At 43.2% G+C, this 17,539-nt stretch carries 15 protein-coding genes; 10 read left to right on the forward strand and 5 right to left on the reverse strand.

Going from position 1 to position 17,539, the window contains the following annotated elements:
* Nucleotides 1-247: 247 nt before the first annotated feature.
* Nucleotides 248-1,150 (reverse strand): CoB--CoM heterodisulfide reductase iron-sulfur subunit B family protein, encoded by a 903-nt coding sequence (locus NIES1031_RS02345; protein WP_073547919.1) that lies wholly within the window; start codon nucleotides 1,148-1,150, stop codon nucleotides 248-250.
* Between the two features lie 226 nt (nucleotides 1,151-1,376).
* Here NIES1031_RS02345 and acpP point away from each other — a divergent pair, with 226 nt between their 5' ends.
* The 4 genes from acpP (at nucleotide 1,377) to NIES1031_RS02365 (ending at nucleotide 6,660) form a co-directional block, all read left to right on the forward strand.
* Nucleotides 1,377-1,628: an acyl carrier protein gene (acpP, locus tag NIES1031_RS02350; RefSeq protein WP_015187814.1), complete on the forward strand. Its 252-nt coding sequence runs from the start codon at nucleotides 1,377-1,379 to the stop codon at nucleotides 1,626-1,628.
* A gap of 135 nt (nucleotides 1,629-1,763) precedes the next feature.
* Nucleotides 1,764-3,017, forward strand: coding sequence for a beta-ketoacyl-ACP synthase II (gene fabF, locus NIES1031_RS02355; protein WP_073547920.1), 1,254 nt, complete (start codon nucleotides 1,764-1,766; stop codon nucleotides 3,015-3,017).
* A 432-nt stretch (nucleotides 3,018-3,449) separates the two neighbouring features.
* Nucleotides 3,450-5,483 carry a transketolase gene (gene tkt, locus NIES1031_RS02360; RefSeq protein WP_073547921.1) on the forward strand — a complete coding sequence of 678 codons (2,034 nt, stop codon included), beginning with the start codon at nucleotides 3,450-3,452 and terminating at the stop codon, nucleotides 5,481-5,483.
* Between the two features lie 484 nt (nucleotides 5,484-5,967).
* Nucleotides 5,968-6,660, forward strand: a complete 693-nt coding sequence (locus tag NIES1031_RS02365) for a hypothetical protein (protein ID WP_073547922.1) — start codon at nucleotides 5,968-5,970, stop codon at nucleotides 6,658-6,660.
* Here NIES1031_RS02365 and NIES1031_RS02370 read toward each other — a convergent pair.
* Nucleotides 6,644-8,044 (reverse strand): TonB family protein, encoded by a 1,401-nt coding sequence (locus NIES1031_RS02370; protein ID WP_084544232.1) that lies wholly within the window; start codon nucleotides 8,042-8,044, stop codon nucleotides 6,644-6,646. The two genes, NIES1031_RS02365 and NIES1031_RS02370, sit on opposite strands and share 17 nt — an antisense overlap.
* Nucleotides 8,045-8,481: 437 nt before the next feature.
* Between NIES1031_RS02370 and NIES1031_RS02375 the strand changes: the two genes are divergently transcribed.
* Together NIES1031_RS02375 and NIES1031_RS02380 are read left to right on the forward strand one after the other, a co-directional pair.
* Nucleotides 8,482-9,135: a MotA/TolQ/ExbB proton channel family protein gene (locus NIES1031_RS02375; protein WP_073547924.1), complete on the forward strand. Its 654-nt coding sequence runs from the start codon at nucleotides 8,482-8,484 to the stop codon at nucleotides 9,133-9,135.
* Nucleotides 9,119-9,520 carry an ExbD/TolR family protein gene (locus NIES1031_RS02380; RefSeq protein WP_073547925.1) on the forward strand — a complete coding sequence of 134 codons (402 nt, stop codon included), beginning with the start codon at nucleotides 9,119-9,121 and terminating at the stop codon, nucleotides 9,518-9,520. Before NIES1031_RS02375 ends, NIES1031_RS02380 begins: the two co-directional genes overlap by 17 nt.
* 143 nt (nucleotides 9,521-9,663) lie before the next feature.
* Here the strand turns inward: NIES1031_RS02380 and NIES1031_RS02385 are convergent, their stop codons facing one another.
* Nucleotides 9,664-10,788 carry a PepSY-associated TM helix domain-containing protein gene (locus NIES1031_RS02385; protein ID WP_073547926.1) on the reverse strand — a complete coding sequence of 375 codons (1,125 nt, stop codon included), beginning with the start codon at nucleotides 10,786-10,788 and terminating at the stop codon, nucleotides 9,664-9,666.
* A gap of 288 nt (nucleotides 10,789-11,076) precedes the next feature.
* Here NIES1031_RS02385 and NIES1031_RS02390 point away from each other — a divergent pair, with 288 nt between their 5' ends.
* Both NIES1031_RS02390 and NIES1031_RS02395 read left to right on the forward strand, forming a co-directional pair.
* Nucleotides 11,077-13,443 carry a TonB-dependent hemoglobin/transferrin/lactoferrin family receptor gene (locus tag NIES1031_RS02390; RefSeq protein ID WP_073547927.1) on the forward strand — a complete coding sequence of 789 codons (2,367 nt, stop codon included), beginning with the start codon at nucleotides 11,077-11,079 and terminating at the stop codon, nucleotides 13,441-13,443.
* A gap of 61 nt (nucleotides 13,444-13,504) precedes the next feature.
* On the forward strand, nucleotides 13,505-14,374 hold the full coding sequence (locus tag NIES1031_RS02395) for an ABC transporter substrate-binding protein (RefSeq protein ID WP_236738692.1): 870 nt from the start codon (nucleotides 13,505-13,507) through the stop codon (nucleotides 14,372-14,374).
* Between the two features lie 211 nt (nucleotides 14,375-14,585).
* On the opposite strand, the gene NIES1031_RS02400 is transcribed toward NIES1031_RS02395, so the two are convergent.
* Together NIES1031_RS02400 and NIES1031_RS02405 are read right to left on the reverse strand one after the other, a co-directional pair.
* Nucleotides 14,586-15,428 (reverse strand): M56 family metallopeptidase, encoded by an 843-nt coding sequence (locus tag NIES1031_RS02400; protein ID WP_073547929.1) that lies wholly within the window; start codon nucleotides 15,426-15,428, stop codon nucleotides 14,586-14,588.
* On the reverse strand, nucleotides 15,428-15,847 hold the full coding sequence (locus NIES1031_RS02405; RefSeq protein ID WP_073547930.1) for a BlaI/MecI/CopY family transcriptional regulator: 420 nt from the start codon (nucleotides 15,845-15,847) through the stop codon (nucleotides 15,428-15,430). Before NIES1031_RS02405 ends, NIES1031_RS02400 begins: the two co-directional genes overlap by 1 nt.
* A gap of 317 nt (nucleotides 15,848-16,164) precedes the next feature.
* Here NIES1031_RS02405 and petJ point away from each other — a divergent pair, with 317 nt between their 5' ends.
* Both petJ and NIES1031_RS02415 read left to right on the forward strand, forming a co-directional pair.
* Nucleotides 16,165-16,500, forward strand: a complete 336-nt coding sequence (petJ, locus tag NIES1031_RS02410; RefSeq protein WP_073547931.1) for a cytochrome c6 PetJ — start codon at nucleotides 16,165-16,167, stop codon at nucleotides 16,498-16,500.
* 81 nt (nucleotides 16,501-16,581) lie between these two features.
* Nucleotides 16,582-17,514: a tetratricopeptide repeat protein gene (locus NIES1031_RS02415; protein ID WP_084544235.1), complete on the forward strand. Its 933-nt coding sequence runs from the start codon at nucleotides 16,582-16,584 to the stop codon at nucleotides 17,512-17,514.
* Nucleotides 17,515-17,539: the final 25 nt, after the last annotated feature.

Raw genomic sequence — 17,539 nt, forward strand, 5'->3', positions numbered from 1 at the left:
TAATAAAAGTTGCTACTAAAAAATTTATTAATTATACCATTTCACTCAAATGCTTCCTATTTGTAGTAACTACAAAATGAAATGGTATTAAACCTCCTGCGCAAATACTTAAAATTGTCATACTGTCATGTTGAGCAAAACAAAAATTTTATAAGATTCTACTCTGCGGTAATACTGCGCAGACACTTTCCTGCGTTTCGTTCAGAATTACAATCATATTTTCTTCACATAAGAGGTTTATTCAAAATTAAAAGCCTAATTTTTCTAATAAAGGACGCGTGGAGACAATGTGTTTTTCTAAACCTAATTTTTTAGGCTCAATACCCAATGATAAAGCAATTAATTGCGGTAGGTGTAACACAGGTAAACCCAGTTTTTTACCAATGACTTTTTCAACTTCGGGTTGACGCGAATCAAGATTAAGATGACATAAAGGACACGGTGTCACCAGACAATCTGCACCAGCTGCTAGGGCTTCTTGAATATGCATTCCTGCCATTTTAAACGCTTGGGTCGTGGCATAGCTAGAAAGCGGCCAACCACAGCACTGAGTTCGTCCACGGTAGTAGATCGGTGTTGCGCCGATCGCCCGAAAGATATTTTCCATTGCTTGCGGATTGTAAGGGTCATCGTAAGGCATTGATTTTTGGGCACGGAGTAAATAGCAACCATAAAACGCCGCGCACTTGATATTACTTAAGCGCCGCGACACGCGCTTTTCGATTTCATCTATCCCGTAATCGGAAACAAGTGCATAAAGCAGGTGTTTAACCGTAGTGCTACCGCGATAGGGTAGACAGCCTTGTTGCGTCAATAAGTCGTTGACTTGTTTGAGGTAAGCGGGTTGAGTTTGCTGAAACTCTTTTAAACGTTCATCAACATGACCAATCACACCTTGACAGGTGCTGCAATGTGTTAGGAGAGTAAGGTTTAATTCTTCAGCTAGCGCGATATTACGCGCGTTAACGGTGTCTTCTAGCAAGAGCGAATCTTCTTTGAATGTGCCAGAACCGCAACACGCAGCTTTCTTGAGTTCGATCAGTTCAATATCTAAGGCTTGAGTTAAAGCTTGCGTAGATTGATAAAGTTCTCGACAGGCACCTTGTGCAACACAGCCAGGGAAGTAGGCGTATTTTAGATGAAAAGACATAAAAAATTAAGAGCTAGAAGCTAAAAATTAGGAAATAAAACGCTGCTTTTCTATCGTAACCCCTAAGCTTTTAGTCGTTAGTTCCTGATTTGTCGTTAGTGACAGTAGGAAAACAGACCCTATGATATGTTGAAGCGATCGCGCTTTTCGATAAGATAAATATGATTTTAAGCATATCGACCCGATCGGGGGATTGTTTTTGCAACTGCTTGAGGACTTTATATTTATGAGCGAAGCGGAAATTTTGGAGAAAGTCAAGAAAATTGTGACTGAGCAACTCAGTGTAGAAGCCGAAAAGGTAACACCAGCCGCGAACTTTGCGAATGACCTAGGGGCTGATTCGCTCGATGTTGTTGAACTCGTGATGGCTTTGGAGGAAGAATTCGATATTGAAATCCCCGATGAGGCAGCAGAACAAATTACAACGGTACAACAAGCTGTAGATTACATCAGTAACAAAGTGACAGCATCGGCTTAGGTGTGAACCACGTATTAAATGGCGCGAAATACGCAATCGCACTTTTCGATAAAAAATCGTAGAACGCGCCAATCCTCAAAACTAGAAATTCATTTGTTCTGCGTTATTCAGTCAGGAAGCTGGCTCAACTGAAGTATGACAGATAAGGAAAAAAAACGTGTTGTCGTAACAGGTATCGGCGCGATTACGCCAATTGGCAATACTCCAGGTGAGTACTGGGAAGGGTTGTTAAATGGACGTAGCGGCATAGGTTCGATTACCTTGTTCGATGCCTCCCACCACAAATGCCGCATTGCCGGTGAAGTCAAAGGATTCAATCCCCACGATTACCTTGACAACAAAGATGCCAAGCGCATGGACCGGTTTGCTCAATTTGCAGTTTCAGCCAGTTTACAAGCGCTTGCGGACGCACAGTTTGTCATTAATGAACTGAACGCAGAACAAGTGGGCGTCATCATTGGAACTGGCATTGGTGGCATTAAGGTATTAGAAGACCAACAAACGGTATATCTCAATCGTGGTCCGGATCGCTGTAGCCCATTTATGGTGCCGATGATGATCGCGAACATGGCAGCAGGCTTAACTGCAATTCACGTCGGTGCTAAAGGTCCTAATACGTGTCCTGTCACTGCGTGTGCTGCGGGTTCCAACGCTGTTGGCGATGCATTTCGGATGATTCAGCGCGGTTATGCGCAAGCAATGCTTTGTGGTGGTGCCGAAGCAGCGGTGACGCCGTTATCCGTTGCAGGTTTTGCCGCAGCCCGAACGCTATCAACGCGCAACGACGATCCAGCGCACGCAAGTCGTCCTTTTGACCGCGATCGCGATGGCTTTGTAATGGGCGAAGGTGCAGGCATTCTACTTCTAGAAGAACTCGAACACGCCCGCAGTCGCGGCGCGCGGATTTATGCGGAAATTGTCGGCTACGGAATGACGTGTGATGCGTATCATATGACATCACCCGTACCAGGTGGCGAAGGTGCAACGCGGGCAATTCAACTGGCGTTGAAAGATGCATTGTTGAATCCAACGCAAGTTAACTACATCAATGCGCACGGTACAAGTACCGCGATGAATGACACAACTGAAACCGCCGCGATGAAAAAAGCATTGGGCGACCATGCGTATAAAGTCGCAATTAGCTCAACAAAGTCGATGACTGGACACTTGTTAGGCGGTTCGGGAGGAATCGAAGCGGTAGCGACAGTGTTAGCGATCACGCATGACCAACTACCACCGACTATTAACTTAGACAACCCCGATCCAGAGTGTGACTTGGATTACGTACCTAACGTTGCGCGCACCCAAAAAGTAGACGTTGCTTTGTCAAATTCGTTTGGCTTTGGCGGGCATAATGTAACTTTAGTGTTCCAGAAGTTTACAGGCTAAAGAATGTTTTAGTTATGTGCCTTACGGTTTCGCACGATCAGTAGGGAAAAGGTAAAATCGCACGTGTTTGGATCTCTTAGCGCGATCGCCTTTTCCCGCTTGGACGCTAAGAAAATCATCGATTCAATTAGAATTATCTTGACATCAGTAGTGCTGGGGTATGTCTTTCTAACTTTATCAAAGCAATGCTGCGAGCGATTGCCCTCAACGATTAGGTGCAATTGAACAGTGAGCTACTGTAGTACATCTCAGCGCTTTTGTAGCAAAAAAACTCAAGGAGAGCAACTTATTACGCATTGTGTGAGCAAGGATGCTTGCCTGTCAATCCAGAACAATGGGATGATCGTTAATAAGTGCTTAGGGCAATCTCTGAGGATTATAATTTCAGCCCACTCCATGAGCGTGCTAACCCGTCGTTAACAATAAGAGACTATGGCTGTTGCAACCCAATCCCTCGAAGAACTTTGTATTAATTCAATCCGTTTTCTCGCAATCGATGCTGTAGAAAAGGCAAAGTCAGGTCATCCGGGGCTGCCGATGGGCGCGGCTCCAATGGCTTTTGTCTTATGGGATCGATTTATGCGATTCAATCCCAAAAATCCTACTTGGTACAATCGTGATCGCTTTTTGTTATCCGCAGGACACGGCAGTATGTTGCTGTATGCCTTGCTATACCTAACAGGCTATGAGGATTTGACGCTCGAAGATCTCAAGCAGTTCCGTCAGTGGGAGTCAAAAACTCCTGGACACCCAGAAAACTTCATGAACCCTGGAGTAGAAATTACAACAGGTCCTTTGGGTCAAGGTATTGCCAATGGCGTTGGCATTGCTATGGCGGAGGCTCACTTAGCAGCTAAGTTCAATAAACCTGATTTTCCGATCGTTGACCACTACACCTATGTGATTTTAGGTGATGGATGCAATATGGAAGGCGTCTCAAGCGAAGCTTGTTCGTTAGCTGGACACTTGGGACTCGGTAAACTGATTGCATTATACGACGACAACCACATTTCGATCGACGGCTCGACCGATCTCGCATTTACCGAAGATGTTGGTAAGCGCTTTGAGGCTTACGGCTGGCACGTCCAGGTAGTCGAAGATGGTAATACTGATTTGGATGCGATTCATAAAGCTATTGAAGTCGCTCAATCTGTCACCGACAAACCTTCTTTAATTAAGATAAGAACGACAATCGGCTACGGTTCACCGAAAAAAGCTAATACCCGCCACGCGCACGGTGAAGCGTTGGGCGCGGATGAAGTCAAAGCCACGCGCGAACACCTCGGCTGGGAGTATGAGCCGTTTGAAGTTCCTGAAGATGCGCTAAATCACTGGCGTCAGGCGATTGATCGCGGTGCAAAATTAGAACAAGAGTGGAATCAATTATTTGAACGCTACAAAGAGCAATATCCTGAAGAAGCGCGTCTTTTAAAGCGGATGCACGAAGCTGAACTACCCGAAGGTTGGGATTCAGTACTACCTACCTATAGTCCAGAAGATAAAGGAATTGCCACCCGCGTACACTCGGGTAATTGCTTAAATGCGCTCGCGGAAGTTCTTCCTGAACTTATCGGTGGTTCGGCTGACTTGGCTCCTTCAAATAATACATTACTCAAGTCTTCTGGCGACTTCCAAAAAGGTCAATACGAAAATCGCTACATCCGTTTTGGCGTGCGCGAACATGGCATGGGCGCAATTTGTAACGGTTTGGCACTCGACGGTTCTGGACTTATTCCTTACTGTGCAACTTTTCTCGTGTTCACCGATTATATGCGTGCGGCAATTCGTCTTTCGGCGTTGTCTGAAGCTGGCGTCATTTATGTCATGACTCATGACTCGATCGCCTTGGGTGAAGATGGTCCAACACACCAACCGATTGAACACCTTGCTTCTTTACGCGCGATTCCTGAGTTGTATGTGATCCGTCCTGCGGATGGTAATGAGACTTCTGGCGCTTACAAAGTCGCGATTAAAGCTGCACGCGGTAAGCGTTATGGCAATAAAACACGACCTTCAGTTCTAGCGCTGACACGCCAAGCTGTACCAAACCTTGCAGGTTCTTCGATTGAAGGTGTAACTAAAGGTGCGTACGTCTTATCTGATAGTGACGGCACGCCTGATTTGATTTTGATTGGTACAGGTAGCGAAACTCAACTGTGTGTCCAAGCTGCTGAGCAGTTGCGTTCTGAAGGCAAGAAAGTGAGAGTCGTTTCGATGCCTTGCTGGGAAGTCTTTGAAGAACAAGACGCAGAATATCGAGAATCGGTACTCCCCAAAGCGGTGAAGAAGCGCGTATCAGTCGAAGCTGGCTCGACGTTCGGCTGGTGCCGTTATGTTGGTGATGAAGGTATTGCGATCGGTATTGACCAATATGGTTCTTCGGCTCCTGGTTCAGTTTGTATGGAGAAATTTGGCTTTACTGTTGATAACGTAGTTGCCAAGGCAAAAGCTGTTTTAGGCGAATAATCAGCATATTTTGCTCAAAACATTAAAATTACATAGCAATCTGGGGGTTCTAGAAGAACCCCTATTTTTTTTGCCTGATTCGGGTAACAAGTTCAAACCTAAAGATGAATTTAATTCTTTGCCTCTAACTGTATTAATACCTAGTAATATCATCAATTATCCTAATTAATTATTTAGGAAGATTTAATATGCATATAGATTTAATCGAAAAAATGTATTCTAAACTACTTAAAAATATTTAAATTAGATGATATCTTCATTTCCAATTGTTATCGCTTGTTTAGATAATTGATTCGCTTAAAGCCAAGTTCCAATTTACCAAAATCATATTTTTTATCTTAGGGAAAATTAGGTATTAAGTAGTGAGATGATTTTCCAGTAAGAATTTTAGATTTTTTAAAAATAAAAGAAACGATATAATTAATTCTTTTAATACTGAAATTAAGTATGGATTTATTAGTAAATTCTGAAAAGGGAATTGCATATGCTTCAGCTATTAATTCGTTTGTCACCTCCTCCTTACAAAAAGAATATTAGAGGAGTTTGGTTGCAGTATTTGTTTCAACGTACAATCAGAGAAATTGCATCGATGCCAATAGGACAAATTCCGACACGCAAAATGTTGGCGAACTTGCAACTTGGTTGGGGAAATTATGGTTTTGTAGCTAACATAGACTATCTTGAGGAGGTCGCCAAAAGAGCAATTCAGGCGTCGGGTCCAATTCTAGAGTGTGGTAGTGGATTGACAACGATTATTTTAGGATTGCTTGCCGGTCGCCGTGGAGTTGCGGTTTTCTCATTAGAACATATGCCGCAGTGGCGATCGCACGTTCTCAATGTATTGCAAAAATATAGTATACCCGCAGTCAATGTTTGTTTAGCGCCAATACATGACTATGGCGATTTCTTTTGGTACGAACCGCCTTTGAGTATTTTGCCGCAGCAATTTGAGTTAACTATTTGTGATGGTCCTCCAGGTAAAACCCCAGGAGGACGTTATGGGCTTTTGCCCGTCATGAAGCAGTATTTTGCTAGCGAAAACACAATCTTACTCGACGATGCTCATCGCCCTGGTGAGATGGAAACACTAGAAAAATGGATACGCGAGGCAGGAGTCAAGGTAGAGATGCAAGAAATGCCTCAAGGAACATATGCTGTCGTTACTCACTCGCGCTAGGCGGCGTGGACGATTGCTCTCTACTACGACGGAGCGTATCGCGTAAACTACTTTGATTACCTTGCCCTTGGTTTGCGGGTGCTGCTTGCTGTGGCTGAGGTTGTTGCTGACGTCGCAGTGATTGGCGGAGATTAGATTGACGCGGGGGCGCGGCTTGTTGTGCGGGTTTCGTGGGCTGTCGAGGTGTTGGTGAAGCAGCTTCTACGCGTCGCCTTCTTTGTTGTGGTGCAGGATCGCTCGCACGACGTGGTGGTGCCGTTTCTACACGGCGCTGTTGTTGGGTTGCGGCTTGTTGTGGAGGTCGCTGCGGGCTTGATGCTGCGGGTTGACGATTTGACGGTGTTTGTGGCGTGTTCGCCTGTACTGGGCGTTTTTTCTGCGCGGCTTCGCGTTGTCTGCGATTTTGTTCGAGTTGGCGCGATCGCTGCGATCCTTCTAAGGCAAAATCAACTTTTGCAGAAACTCCTTGTCTTCCTTCGCGAGTCGAACTAAATTTCCAATCTCGCGCGGCTCTAACTGCGGCTTCATCGAGTTCTCTATTACCACTCGAACGCGCGACTTGCACGTTCGTCACATTCCCTTTCGCATCGACATCGACTTTAACTTCGGTTCGCCCTTCAACACCTTGACGTCTTGCGCGTTCTGGATATCTTGGTTTACTGCAATCGCGACACGCTAAACGACCTGAACCCGAATCAGTATTGCCACTACTAGGCGCACTCGGTGCAGGTGCTGCTGGTCTTGGTCTTGAACCTGCTGCTATAGTTGCATTATTGGCGGATGGCGCTTGCGTAGGAGTACTCGGAACACTCGGTCGAGCAGTATTTGTGGGTGCAGGTTGCGAACTTTGTGCCGGAATTGTCGTTGTTGCAGCTTGTCGCGTGTCACGCAGCGATCGCAATTCAGCCGTGAGTTGCTGGTTAGGTTGCGTAGGCTGGGGTACAGGTTGAACCGCAGGTGTCGTAGGCGCGGTTGGTGATGGAACCGGCTGCGGTGCTGGCTCTGGTCTCGCACTTTCTACAGGTTTTGGTGGCGTTTGCGGCTGTTGTACTGGTTGGGGCGGTGGGGGAACGACTGTTGCGGCTTGCGGTTGGGCTGACTGTGGTGGCGCTACAGGCGGAGGCTGTGCAACGTTTCTAATCACTGGCTGCGGTTGCGGCTGCGGCTCCTGTTGGGGTTCTGGAGATGGCGTTGGCGGATCGACAAGCACTACCTCGATGGGTTCTTCTTCTAGCTCGGCTGTCCGATTCCAAATATTGTCAATCGTCAAGCTCAAAACTCCAACATGCAACGCTAGTGAGCCGATCAAGCTGTACATCAAAAAGGATCTTAGCGACTTTACTTCCTTCTCTCGCTGCGCGATCGCAATGTTGGAAAGGCTCATACTCTGTTGCTACTTTTTCTCACTAAATCCCTAGCCTATATTTTTTAAGTAGTTCTGTCAAGAGCATATCTCCAATTATTTTGGTTGAACTGTCTAATTTTTTACTGAATATGTATTCATAAGTTCAATAGCAATAATTATAAATTTTCATATGCTTGTTGAACTACATAAGCGTAAAGAGATAAAGTACTTAATGACTTTGGCTGCGGAGTGCAGGTAGTTGTATAAAAAAAACGGCTGTAACTCTACCCTGGTTCTTTGCTTCTTTTTATGCAGTGACGTTAAGGCAAAAAGTGTTTTCATAACTTTGTGAAAAATATGTAATAAAGTTCAAATTATTTGTCACTTGATTTAATCTACTATTGAGAAGTTGTTTCAGTTTTGATAAAAAGTGACAAGACTGAACCTGACTTGATTTGTGAATCTAGAGACAATACATGGGAATAAGTAATCTATTTGCGGCAGGCGGCATTGTGATGTGGCCGCTGCTGGCGTTTTCTATCATAGCGATCGCGCTAATTATCGAGCGGATTGTGTTTTGGGCAAGAATAAATCGCCGTCAAGGTCGAGTGGTGCGAGATGTATTGAATCTCTACCGTAAAGATAATGTTGTGGGTGCGATCGACAAACTCAAGCAGAATGCAGATTTACCCATGGCGCGAATTTTTTTGGCAGCACTCGAACTCGAACAACCGAATCCTGAAGAATTTCGTTTGGCTTTAGAAAGTGAAGCGCAAGCAGAAATACCGCAACTCAAGCGGTTTAATACGATATTTGACACAATTATCAGTCTGTCTCCGCTTTTAGGTCTTTTGGGTACTGTATTGGGTCTAATTAACTCGTTTGCTTCGCTCAATTTAGGCGATCTTGGCGGTACGCAGACAGCTGGCGTGACATCGGGTATTAGCGAAGCGTTAGTTTCAACAGCTTCGGGACTTGTTGTTGCTATCTTTACACTATTTTTTGCGAATACCTTTCGCGGACTTTACCAACGTCAAGCCGCACTGATTCAAGAATACGGCGGGCAGATGGAATTATTGTATCGCCGTCGCTACGAGCAGCAGGAGAGAACTTATGCGCCTACCAGATGAGCCAGAAAACGGTGCAACGATCAACATTGTACCGATGATCGATGTGATATTTGCCATCTTGACATTCTTTATTATGTCTACGCTGTTTCTCACGCGATCGCAAAGTTTGCCTGTAAATTTGCCGAAAGCAACGACAACGCAAGTTCAACGCTCGTCTACAATTACTGTGACGTTAGATAATCGCGGTCAAATTGCCTTGAATCGCCAACCTGTCGATTTAGGGACATTGGAAAGTCGAGTCTCCAGTTTAATTGCACCAAATCAAGAAGCCGTTGTCGTGCTCAATGCTGACGAACAAGTCAATCACGGTCAAGTGATTGCGGTGATGGATCAAATTCGCCGAGTTCCTGGAGCAAGACTGGCGATCGCAGCACAAAGACCTTAGCTGCAACGAGTTGCAGTAAAGTCTCGCAAAATTATTGACAATAAATTTCATTACCTCTAAAGTAGAATCAAGCAACAACTAATAATAGTGGGTTGATATTCAGTTAGGTGCATTTGGCTAAGAGTTGCCTGTTGATTACTCAATTACGATGATGATTCGTGGTTGTGTTTTGACGGCAACTTAATTTTTTTGCTCCACCACATAACAAAACCTGTCACCATTAAAATTGTCGGCGCAAGTCCAACAAAGACATAAAAAAAGCGCGTCAGCCAACCGCCAAAAGTACCATGATGAACGAGAGCAAAGACATTCAAAATAGCTTCGGCTAAAGGTAATGCGCGCGCATCGCGAACTCGCAAAATATCACCAGTATACTGGTCTAGATAAACTTCACTCCTACCATATCCTTTCTCATGAGGAAATTTTTTGCTAATTCTAAAAATCCCTTCAGGTGTACTTGGTAAACTGATATTTGTTGTCACTGCACCAGGAAGCACCGCATCAGCTTTAATTAAAACTTCATTGAGTGTAACTGGTGACTTGGGCGTAGTAGGTGGCGTAGAAGTTGGTTCTGCAAGTTGAGGCGTTTGAGTGAGAGCATAAATGATTGGCTGGGTGAAGACAGCAAAATTCCAACAAAAGCCTGTAAAAGCAATCATGGCTAAGAATAAAGCAGTAACGATTCCGATAACTTTATGAACATCAAAACTCACGCGTTGGGGATGGGCTTTCCATTTAATTTTGAAGCCATTAATAAGCTTTTTCCATCCCGACCACAAAATAATTCCTGTAATGCAAAGAAGAAGTAGCAAAAATGCAACAATTCCAACAACGGTTAAACCGATATCGCCTGCTAAAAGTTGATAATGCAAACGATACACGACATCATAAAGTGAGTTTTCCCATTGACGTGTACCTAAGATAACTCCTGTATAAGGATTAATGAAAACTTCTGTCCATTTTTCATCAATTGATTTTAGCCATACTGCATAAGGTGCGTTAGTAGTGAGCGGTATACTCAATGAATCAAGGATAAGATGGCGATCGCGCAAAGTTGTGCTGACAGTCTCAAGTAATTCTGTTGGTGTTATTAATGATTGTTGCGGTACTACTTCTCCAAACTGACTACGAACTAGAACGCGATCAATTTCTTGGCGAAAGACTAACAAACTACCTGTTAACCCTACAACTACAGTAATTAATCCTACAAATAAACCAATGTAGCGATGAAGTTGAAATACAACATTACGTATTCTTTTGGTTTTCATAGACTTATTTTGCATCAAAAATAGACTTCATCAAAACTCATTGCCACAAAATTAGGCTTGATGCAGCCGCAGTGGCGCAACATTGCACTTAACTCAGGGCAGGAATTTTTAGTTAAACCTATTGATAATTTTTATCATATCTGGCATAATCTCATTAATGAGAATTAATATCAACTTCCAAGCTTTTAGGATTGTCAGATGAGCTATTAGCTACTGAGGGCTGGTTACACTCAGTTTTTGACCTATCACAAATATTTATATTTATCGCAATCTCAGGGAAGGCAAACATTGAAAGGGTTACTATTTGTCTTAAACACCGTCTTTGTTAGTTGGATATCGCTATCGGCTGCGGTTGCACAGCCAATATTACGCGAATTACCACGGACGAATGAAATTGAGTTGCATCAAAAGTCAGCGCAATGGTTAACATCGCAGTCAACAGAAGCAGAAGAACCTATCTGTTCTCCAGCAGGTGACAACCAACAGATAGAGGATGACGAACTAGAAGTATGTTCTGAGGAAACGGCAGAAACACCAGACATTCAAATTACCGTCACAGGAACTCGCACACCGCGTTCAGTCCAAGATTCACCTGCATCGATTAGAGTTATTGACTCGTCAGAAGTACAACAAAATCTTGTTCAAGATTGGGACGATCTTGTACGCTACGAACCAGGAGTATCAGTACGCAATAACTTGCGCTACGGTTTACAAGATTTCAACATTCGGGGAATTGACGGTAATCGAGTTTTGATTCAAGTTGATGGAATTCGTCAGCCAGGGAGATTTGAATTTGGTGTATTTGAACTAGGTAGAGATTATTTCGATTTATCAACGCTACAAACGGTAGAAATTATCAAAGGTCCAGCCTCGGCGTTGTATGGTAGCGATGCGATAGGTGGCGTTGTTACTTTTAGAACAATCGAACCGAGAGATCTCCTCGATGTTTTCGGAAGAAATTCGTTTACGAGTATAGCAAGTAACTTTAATGGCGAGAATCAAGGTTGGGGACACACGGTTAGTTTAGCTAATAGAATTGATAATTTAGAAACTTTGTTTAGCTTTACTCGCCGCGATAGTAGTGAAACGCTAGTTAGGGGAAATAACGATTTTGTCGATCCGCAATACACAGGTAGAAATAATTACTTAGGTAAATTAGTTTATCGTTTTAACGATCGCCACGCGCTTAATTTTACAGGGGAAGCTTTAGACGAAACAACAACAACGAATACACGAGAAGTGAATCTACTACCTGGTATTCGCAGCTTTGTCGAGGATGTCGATATTAATCGGACTCGATTCAGTGTGGGGTATGAATACAATAATTTAGATGGCTCGCCTATAGAGTTAGCACGGCTACAAGTTTATTACCAAGATGCACAAACACGCGAAATCGGTGAAGAAGAACGTTTGTTACGCGATGGAACTGCGGTATTACGCAATACGCGAAATAGTTTTGTTGATCGCACTTATGGTACAAGTTTACAATTGCAAAGTAGCTTTGCCACAGGTAACAATGTTGACCATCGGCTAACGTACGGAGTGGAATTATCAACAACTCGTAACGAAAGACCACGCGATCGCGTGCAAACAAACTTATTGACAGGTGAAACGACGCGGATTATTCCACCTGATGTCTTTCCTACCAAAGATTTTCCAGATTCTGACACTTTACGCTTGGGTTTATATTTACAAGACGAAATCGAAATTGGCGAGACATTGAGTTTGATTCCAGGTATCCGCTACGATTACTACAACTTAGTTACCGATCCTGATGAAACTTTTATCCGTGGAGGTGCAGAAGCCGCTGATTTGAGTACTTCTTCGGTATCACCTAGTCTGGGCCTAGTTTACCGCTTAACCCCAGAAATTGCGCTTGTCGGACGCTATGCACGCGGTTTTCGTGCACCGCTTTATAGTGAAATAAATAGTAATTTTAGTAACCTCCTTAACCCGTTTTTTCGCTATCGCACGCTGTCAAATCCAGATTTAGAACCCGAAACGAGTCATAGTTTTGAACTGGGCGTACGGGGCGTTTCTCCTCAAGCTAATTTTAGTTTGACTGGTTTTTACAATACTTACAACAACTTTATTGAAACATTTGCACCTGCTGGAGTTGAAGAAATTCCTGGCGTTGGAGTCGTCAATTTGTTTCAAACACAGAACGTGAGTGAAGCACGAATATATGGTGCAGAAGCACGCGCTGAGTATCGATTCGATCGTAACCTAGACGGTTTCAGTTTAATTGGTGCTTTAACTTATGCTGTTGGTGACGATCTTACCGCCAAAGTTCCATTGAGTTCAGTTGATCCCTTTCGAGCGATTGCTGGTTTACGGTATCGTGGTTTAGGCGATCGCTGGGGTACGCAATTAATTGCAACTTTTGTCGGTAAACCGCGTGTTGAGCGCGAAATCCAGCAAGTTCCAGGAAGTCCCCCGCAAGTTCCTTTTATTCCTGGTAGTTACACAGTATTTGATTTGATTGGTTATTACAATATTTCTCCAAATCTCACGATTAATTTAGGAGTTTTTAATCTGTTCGATCAAAAATACTTTCAATATGCTGATGTCCGTAATATATTTGAAAGACCTGATATTGACCGTTTTGCCCAACCAGGAAGATCGATTGGAGTTGGTGTAGCGTGGCGATTTTGAAAATAATTCAAAAAAACCGATTTTCAGTATTTAAGGAAGCAAAATGTATCAACGCCTAATAATGAGTTTCATAGCTTTGCTCATAGTATTTGTAGCAGGCTGCAACTCAACACAGCTTTCCTCTTCAACCGCTGTCGATTCTTCGGTTGCAGTAACACCACAACAATCAATAACGCGAGTTGTTGCACTTTCTTCGCTTACAGCAGATATTATTTATCAACTTGATTCGACAAAGCTTGTTGGTATATCAGGAAGTCGATTATTTAAGAATGACTCGCGGTTTCAAGATATTAGTCGTGTAAGTGAAGGGCGTATTCCTCCTAATTTAGAGAAAATAGTCGCACTCAAACCTGACTTAGTTGTAGGTGCGGCAGGTTTTGCTGAACAAACGACTCAAAAATTAAAAGAGTTAGGGATTCCAGTTTTTTTAACTACTGTAGATAGCTGGGAAAGTTTAAATGAAACAACAAAATCTTTAGCACAGCTAATCGGTGCCGATCCGCAACCTTTGTTAAACCGCTATCAAACTTTTTTAGCAAATAAACCAAACCAAAGTCCTTCTACATTGGTACTCGTTAGTAGACAACCAATATTAACACCGAATAAATCGAGTTGGGCGGGAGATTTATTAAATCAGTTTCAAGTAAACAACTTAGCTGCGCAAATGCAAGGAAAAAGTAGTTTTGGTGGTTATATTACACTTTCACCTGAGAAAATTCTTGAGGCAAATCCTGATGTTTTATTAGTTGTTGATACTGAACCAGGAGTTGCAGACTTTTTTAAATCTCAATCTTTCTGGAAACAGCTAAACGCAGCTAAGAATAACCGAGTTTATACTTTTGATTACTACGGACTTGTCAATCCTGGAAGTATCGATGCAATTGAAAAAACTTGCGACCAATTGCGTCAAGCTTTAGCTGAAACAGTATAATATTGCTCGCTCTAAGTTAAACATCACACTTGTTAAGGTCTGGTAATCGCGAATAAAAAGTTACTCGTAGAGGGGGGTGAGTTATGAGTTAAAAAACTTTCTTAATTCAAATGTAAAACTCAAAACTTTTCTAATCCAATTACCAGTTACCCATAACGAACTTAAGTTACGTTTATCTTCCTCTACTTGTAAGAAATTTAAGGGACGAATACTAAGAATGCAAAACTACGGTAAATAGCGGTAAACACGCGAAAATAAACCAACTCCAAGATTGTAATTTGGGTTCGGTGATGTCGTATGGTGGTGATAGTAACGCATTGATTCTTTGTTCTAGGCGATCGCCGACTTGGTACGAAGCCAAAGCCGCACAAAAGATATCCGGTTCAAGCGTGCGATCGCTCACAACCATCAGTAAAGATTCCGCAAGCAGCAGCGGATCGACTTGTTGCGCCGCCCAACAATCTGCACGCAGTTCTCTTAAAATTAACAATTCTTGCCACAACGCATTCGTATTCGGTAGCCAAGCTGTACAATCGCGAATCCAACTTAGCCAGAAAAACCAGAACGTATCGCGATAATAATAATGTGCTTGCTCGTGCGTTAATACAGAATGCAAATGTTCGCGTGAAATTTTGAGTAATCCTTGACTCACAACTAATTCGGGTTGCCAAAAACCAATTTGTGCTGCAAATAAAGCTTCTGTATCAAGAATGCGAAGGTCTGTCCCTTCAAAATTAATTTTAGGGCATTCGCGCGCGCGGCGAATTGCTTGCCAGCCTTGCCAACCGAGTTTCAAGCAAAAAAATGCCGCAATTCCTAACCAAGCTGCTGCAAGAATATAGCTAAACCAGCCTGCTTGTAACCCGACCATTTGTCCTTGTGGTCCCATGCACAAGACAGCGATCGCCGTCATCAATAATAACAAAGGAGGAAATAAAAACAAAAATAGTGTCCTTTCAAAGCGCTGTTGCCAATTGCTCATTTCTAGTACAGGTAAATGCTGTCTCAACGACCAAGCAATTACTAACGCTACTAAAATAATTAGTAAGTGCATTACTTCTCCTCCCGTGCTTGACGTGCAGCTTGAACTCGTTTGGCGATCGCTTGTAATTTTTCTAGACTTGTTTGATCGAGACTATCGACAAAAGCCGCAACAACATCAGGATTTCCCACCGCTAAAAAGCGATGTAACTGATCGTGCGCTTTGATCACTTGTGCTTGCTGCTTCGTCACTAAAGGACGCCAATAGAACGCTTTGGCTTTTTTATCACACGCCAACCAACCTTTTTCGGTTAAGCGCCGCAATACTGTTGTCACAGAAGTATACGCAAGTTCGCGGTTGGGATCAGCAAGAATGCGATCGTGGACATCTTTTACCGTAACTGCACCAAGTTCCCAAATAATCTCTAAAATTTCTGCTTCTAGTGGACCGAGTGATAGTTGTTTTGGACTGTAGTCAGGTAATGGACACATATCAGATGGCAAGCTTGTCAATTTTGAACAGTATAACTGCTACAAACTCCACAATGGCATATGTTTCAGCATTCTTCCACACTATCAGAATTTGGGTCTGCATCTAACAACCTAGCTCGTGTGAAGAGGTTGTTTAAAAATGATTGAATGTCCTATCGAAAAGGAACTGACTACTCAAAGTCACCCACGGGGGATTGAGGAAGCAAATCTCACTTTGACAACGTGTCTTTTGACGCTACTGCGTCCATTGTCGATAATATCCAATGGATAAACATGTGGGTGCGTCTGCACCGATATTTTGGCTGAAGAGGAGAAGCATGAAAAAAACTTTAACAGCAATCTTACTTAGCTTGGCAATCGCCTGTCTAGCTTTTGTCCGTCCAGTGTTAGCCGCTGATGCTGCAAGTGGTGCAAAAATTTTTAGTACGAATTGTGCTGCTTGTCATATGGGTGGGCGTAACGTTGTCGTTGCCCAAAAAACCTTAAAGCAAGATGCCTTAGAAAAGTACAGTATGAACTCGATGGAAGCAATTATTCATCAAGTGCAAAATGGTAAAAATGCCATGCCAGCATTTAAAGGACGTCTTAGTGATCAGCAAATTGAAGATGTGGCAGCATATGTGTTAGAACAGGCAGCTAAAGGTTGGACATAATCGAAAGCGACGAGGGTTGAGCGATCGCATATGAGAATCAATTTTGACTCATAAACCCTTGTCTGCCTTGAGTAACCAAAGATGATAAAGCTGTTTTGTCAAGTTTTATTGATTTTCTTGAGTGTGTTGGTCTACACACAACCATGCGTTGCTCAACCGCTACAAACGACGTCGTCAACCGCACAAGAATTGTTACACCAAGGCATTACAAAAATGCTACATGGTGAAAATGCCGCAGCAATTAAAGATCTTACGCAAGCGATCGCGATTCAAGATAATTTGACCTCAGCATATAGCAATCGGTGTTTAGCCTATATTTACCTAGCGCAGTATCAAACAGCAATTGCAGACTGCGATCGCGCTATTGAACTAAATCCTAACCATACAGAGGCTTACTTACATCGCGGACTCGCACATTACCGACTAGGCAACTATCAAGCAGCGATTGTAAATTACAATTACCTCATCAAGCACAAACCTTACGATTTTCGCGCCTACTACAATCGTGGTATTGCCTTATCAGCAATCGGTCACTACGAAAGTGCGATTGCAAGTTACAATCAAGCGTTGTCTCAAATTCCCTACCAAGTACGATTCTTTGTAGCAGACATCTACAATGATCGCGGATTAGCTTATTTTGGTTTACAAAACTACGAAGGCGCGATCGCTGATTTTTCTTTAGCTATTCGTCTCAACGGCAACGATGCACGTGCTTACTATAACCGAGGATGTGCGTGTCAACAACATGGCGACGAACACAACGCTATCAATGATTTCACACAGTCACTCCGCCTGAATCCGGCAAATATTGCCGCTTACGTTAATCGAGGTCTTGCCCGCTATCAACTAGGTTATCAGCAAGCCGCGATCGCAGATCTACAAAAAGCTTCTCAAGGCTACCTACGTCAAGGCAAAACCGCAGCGTCACAAAAAATTTTAAAGCTACTGCGAAAAATTCAACTCAACACCAACGAATCGCAAATTGCCAGCATAACTGACTGCAAAGTTATTTAGTCATGAGACACTAGCGCATTGCTTT

Source organism: Chroogloeocystis siderophila 5.2 s.c.1 (genome assembly GCF_001904655.1).
GTDB classification, from domain to species: domain Bacteria; phylum Cyanobacteriota; class Cyanobacteriia; order Cyanobacteriales; family Chroococcidiopsidaceae; genus Chroogloeocystis; species Chroogloeocystis siderophila.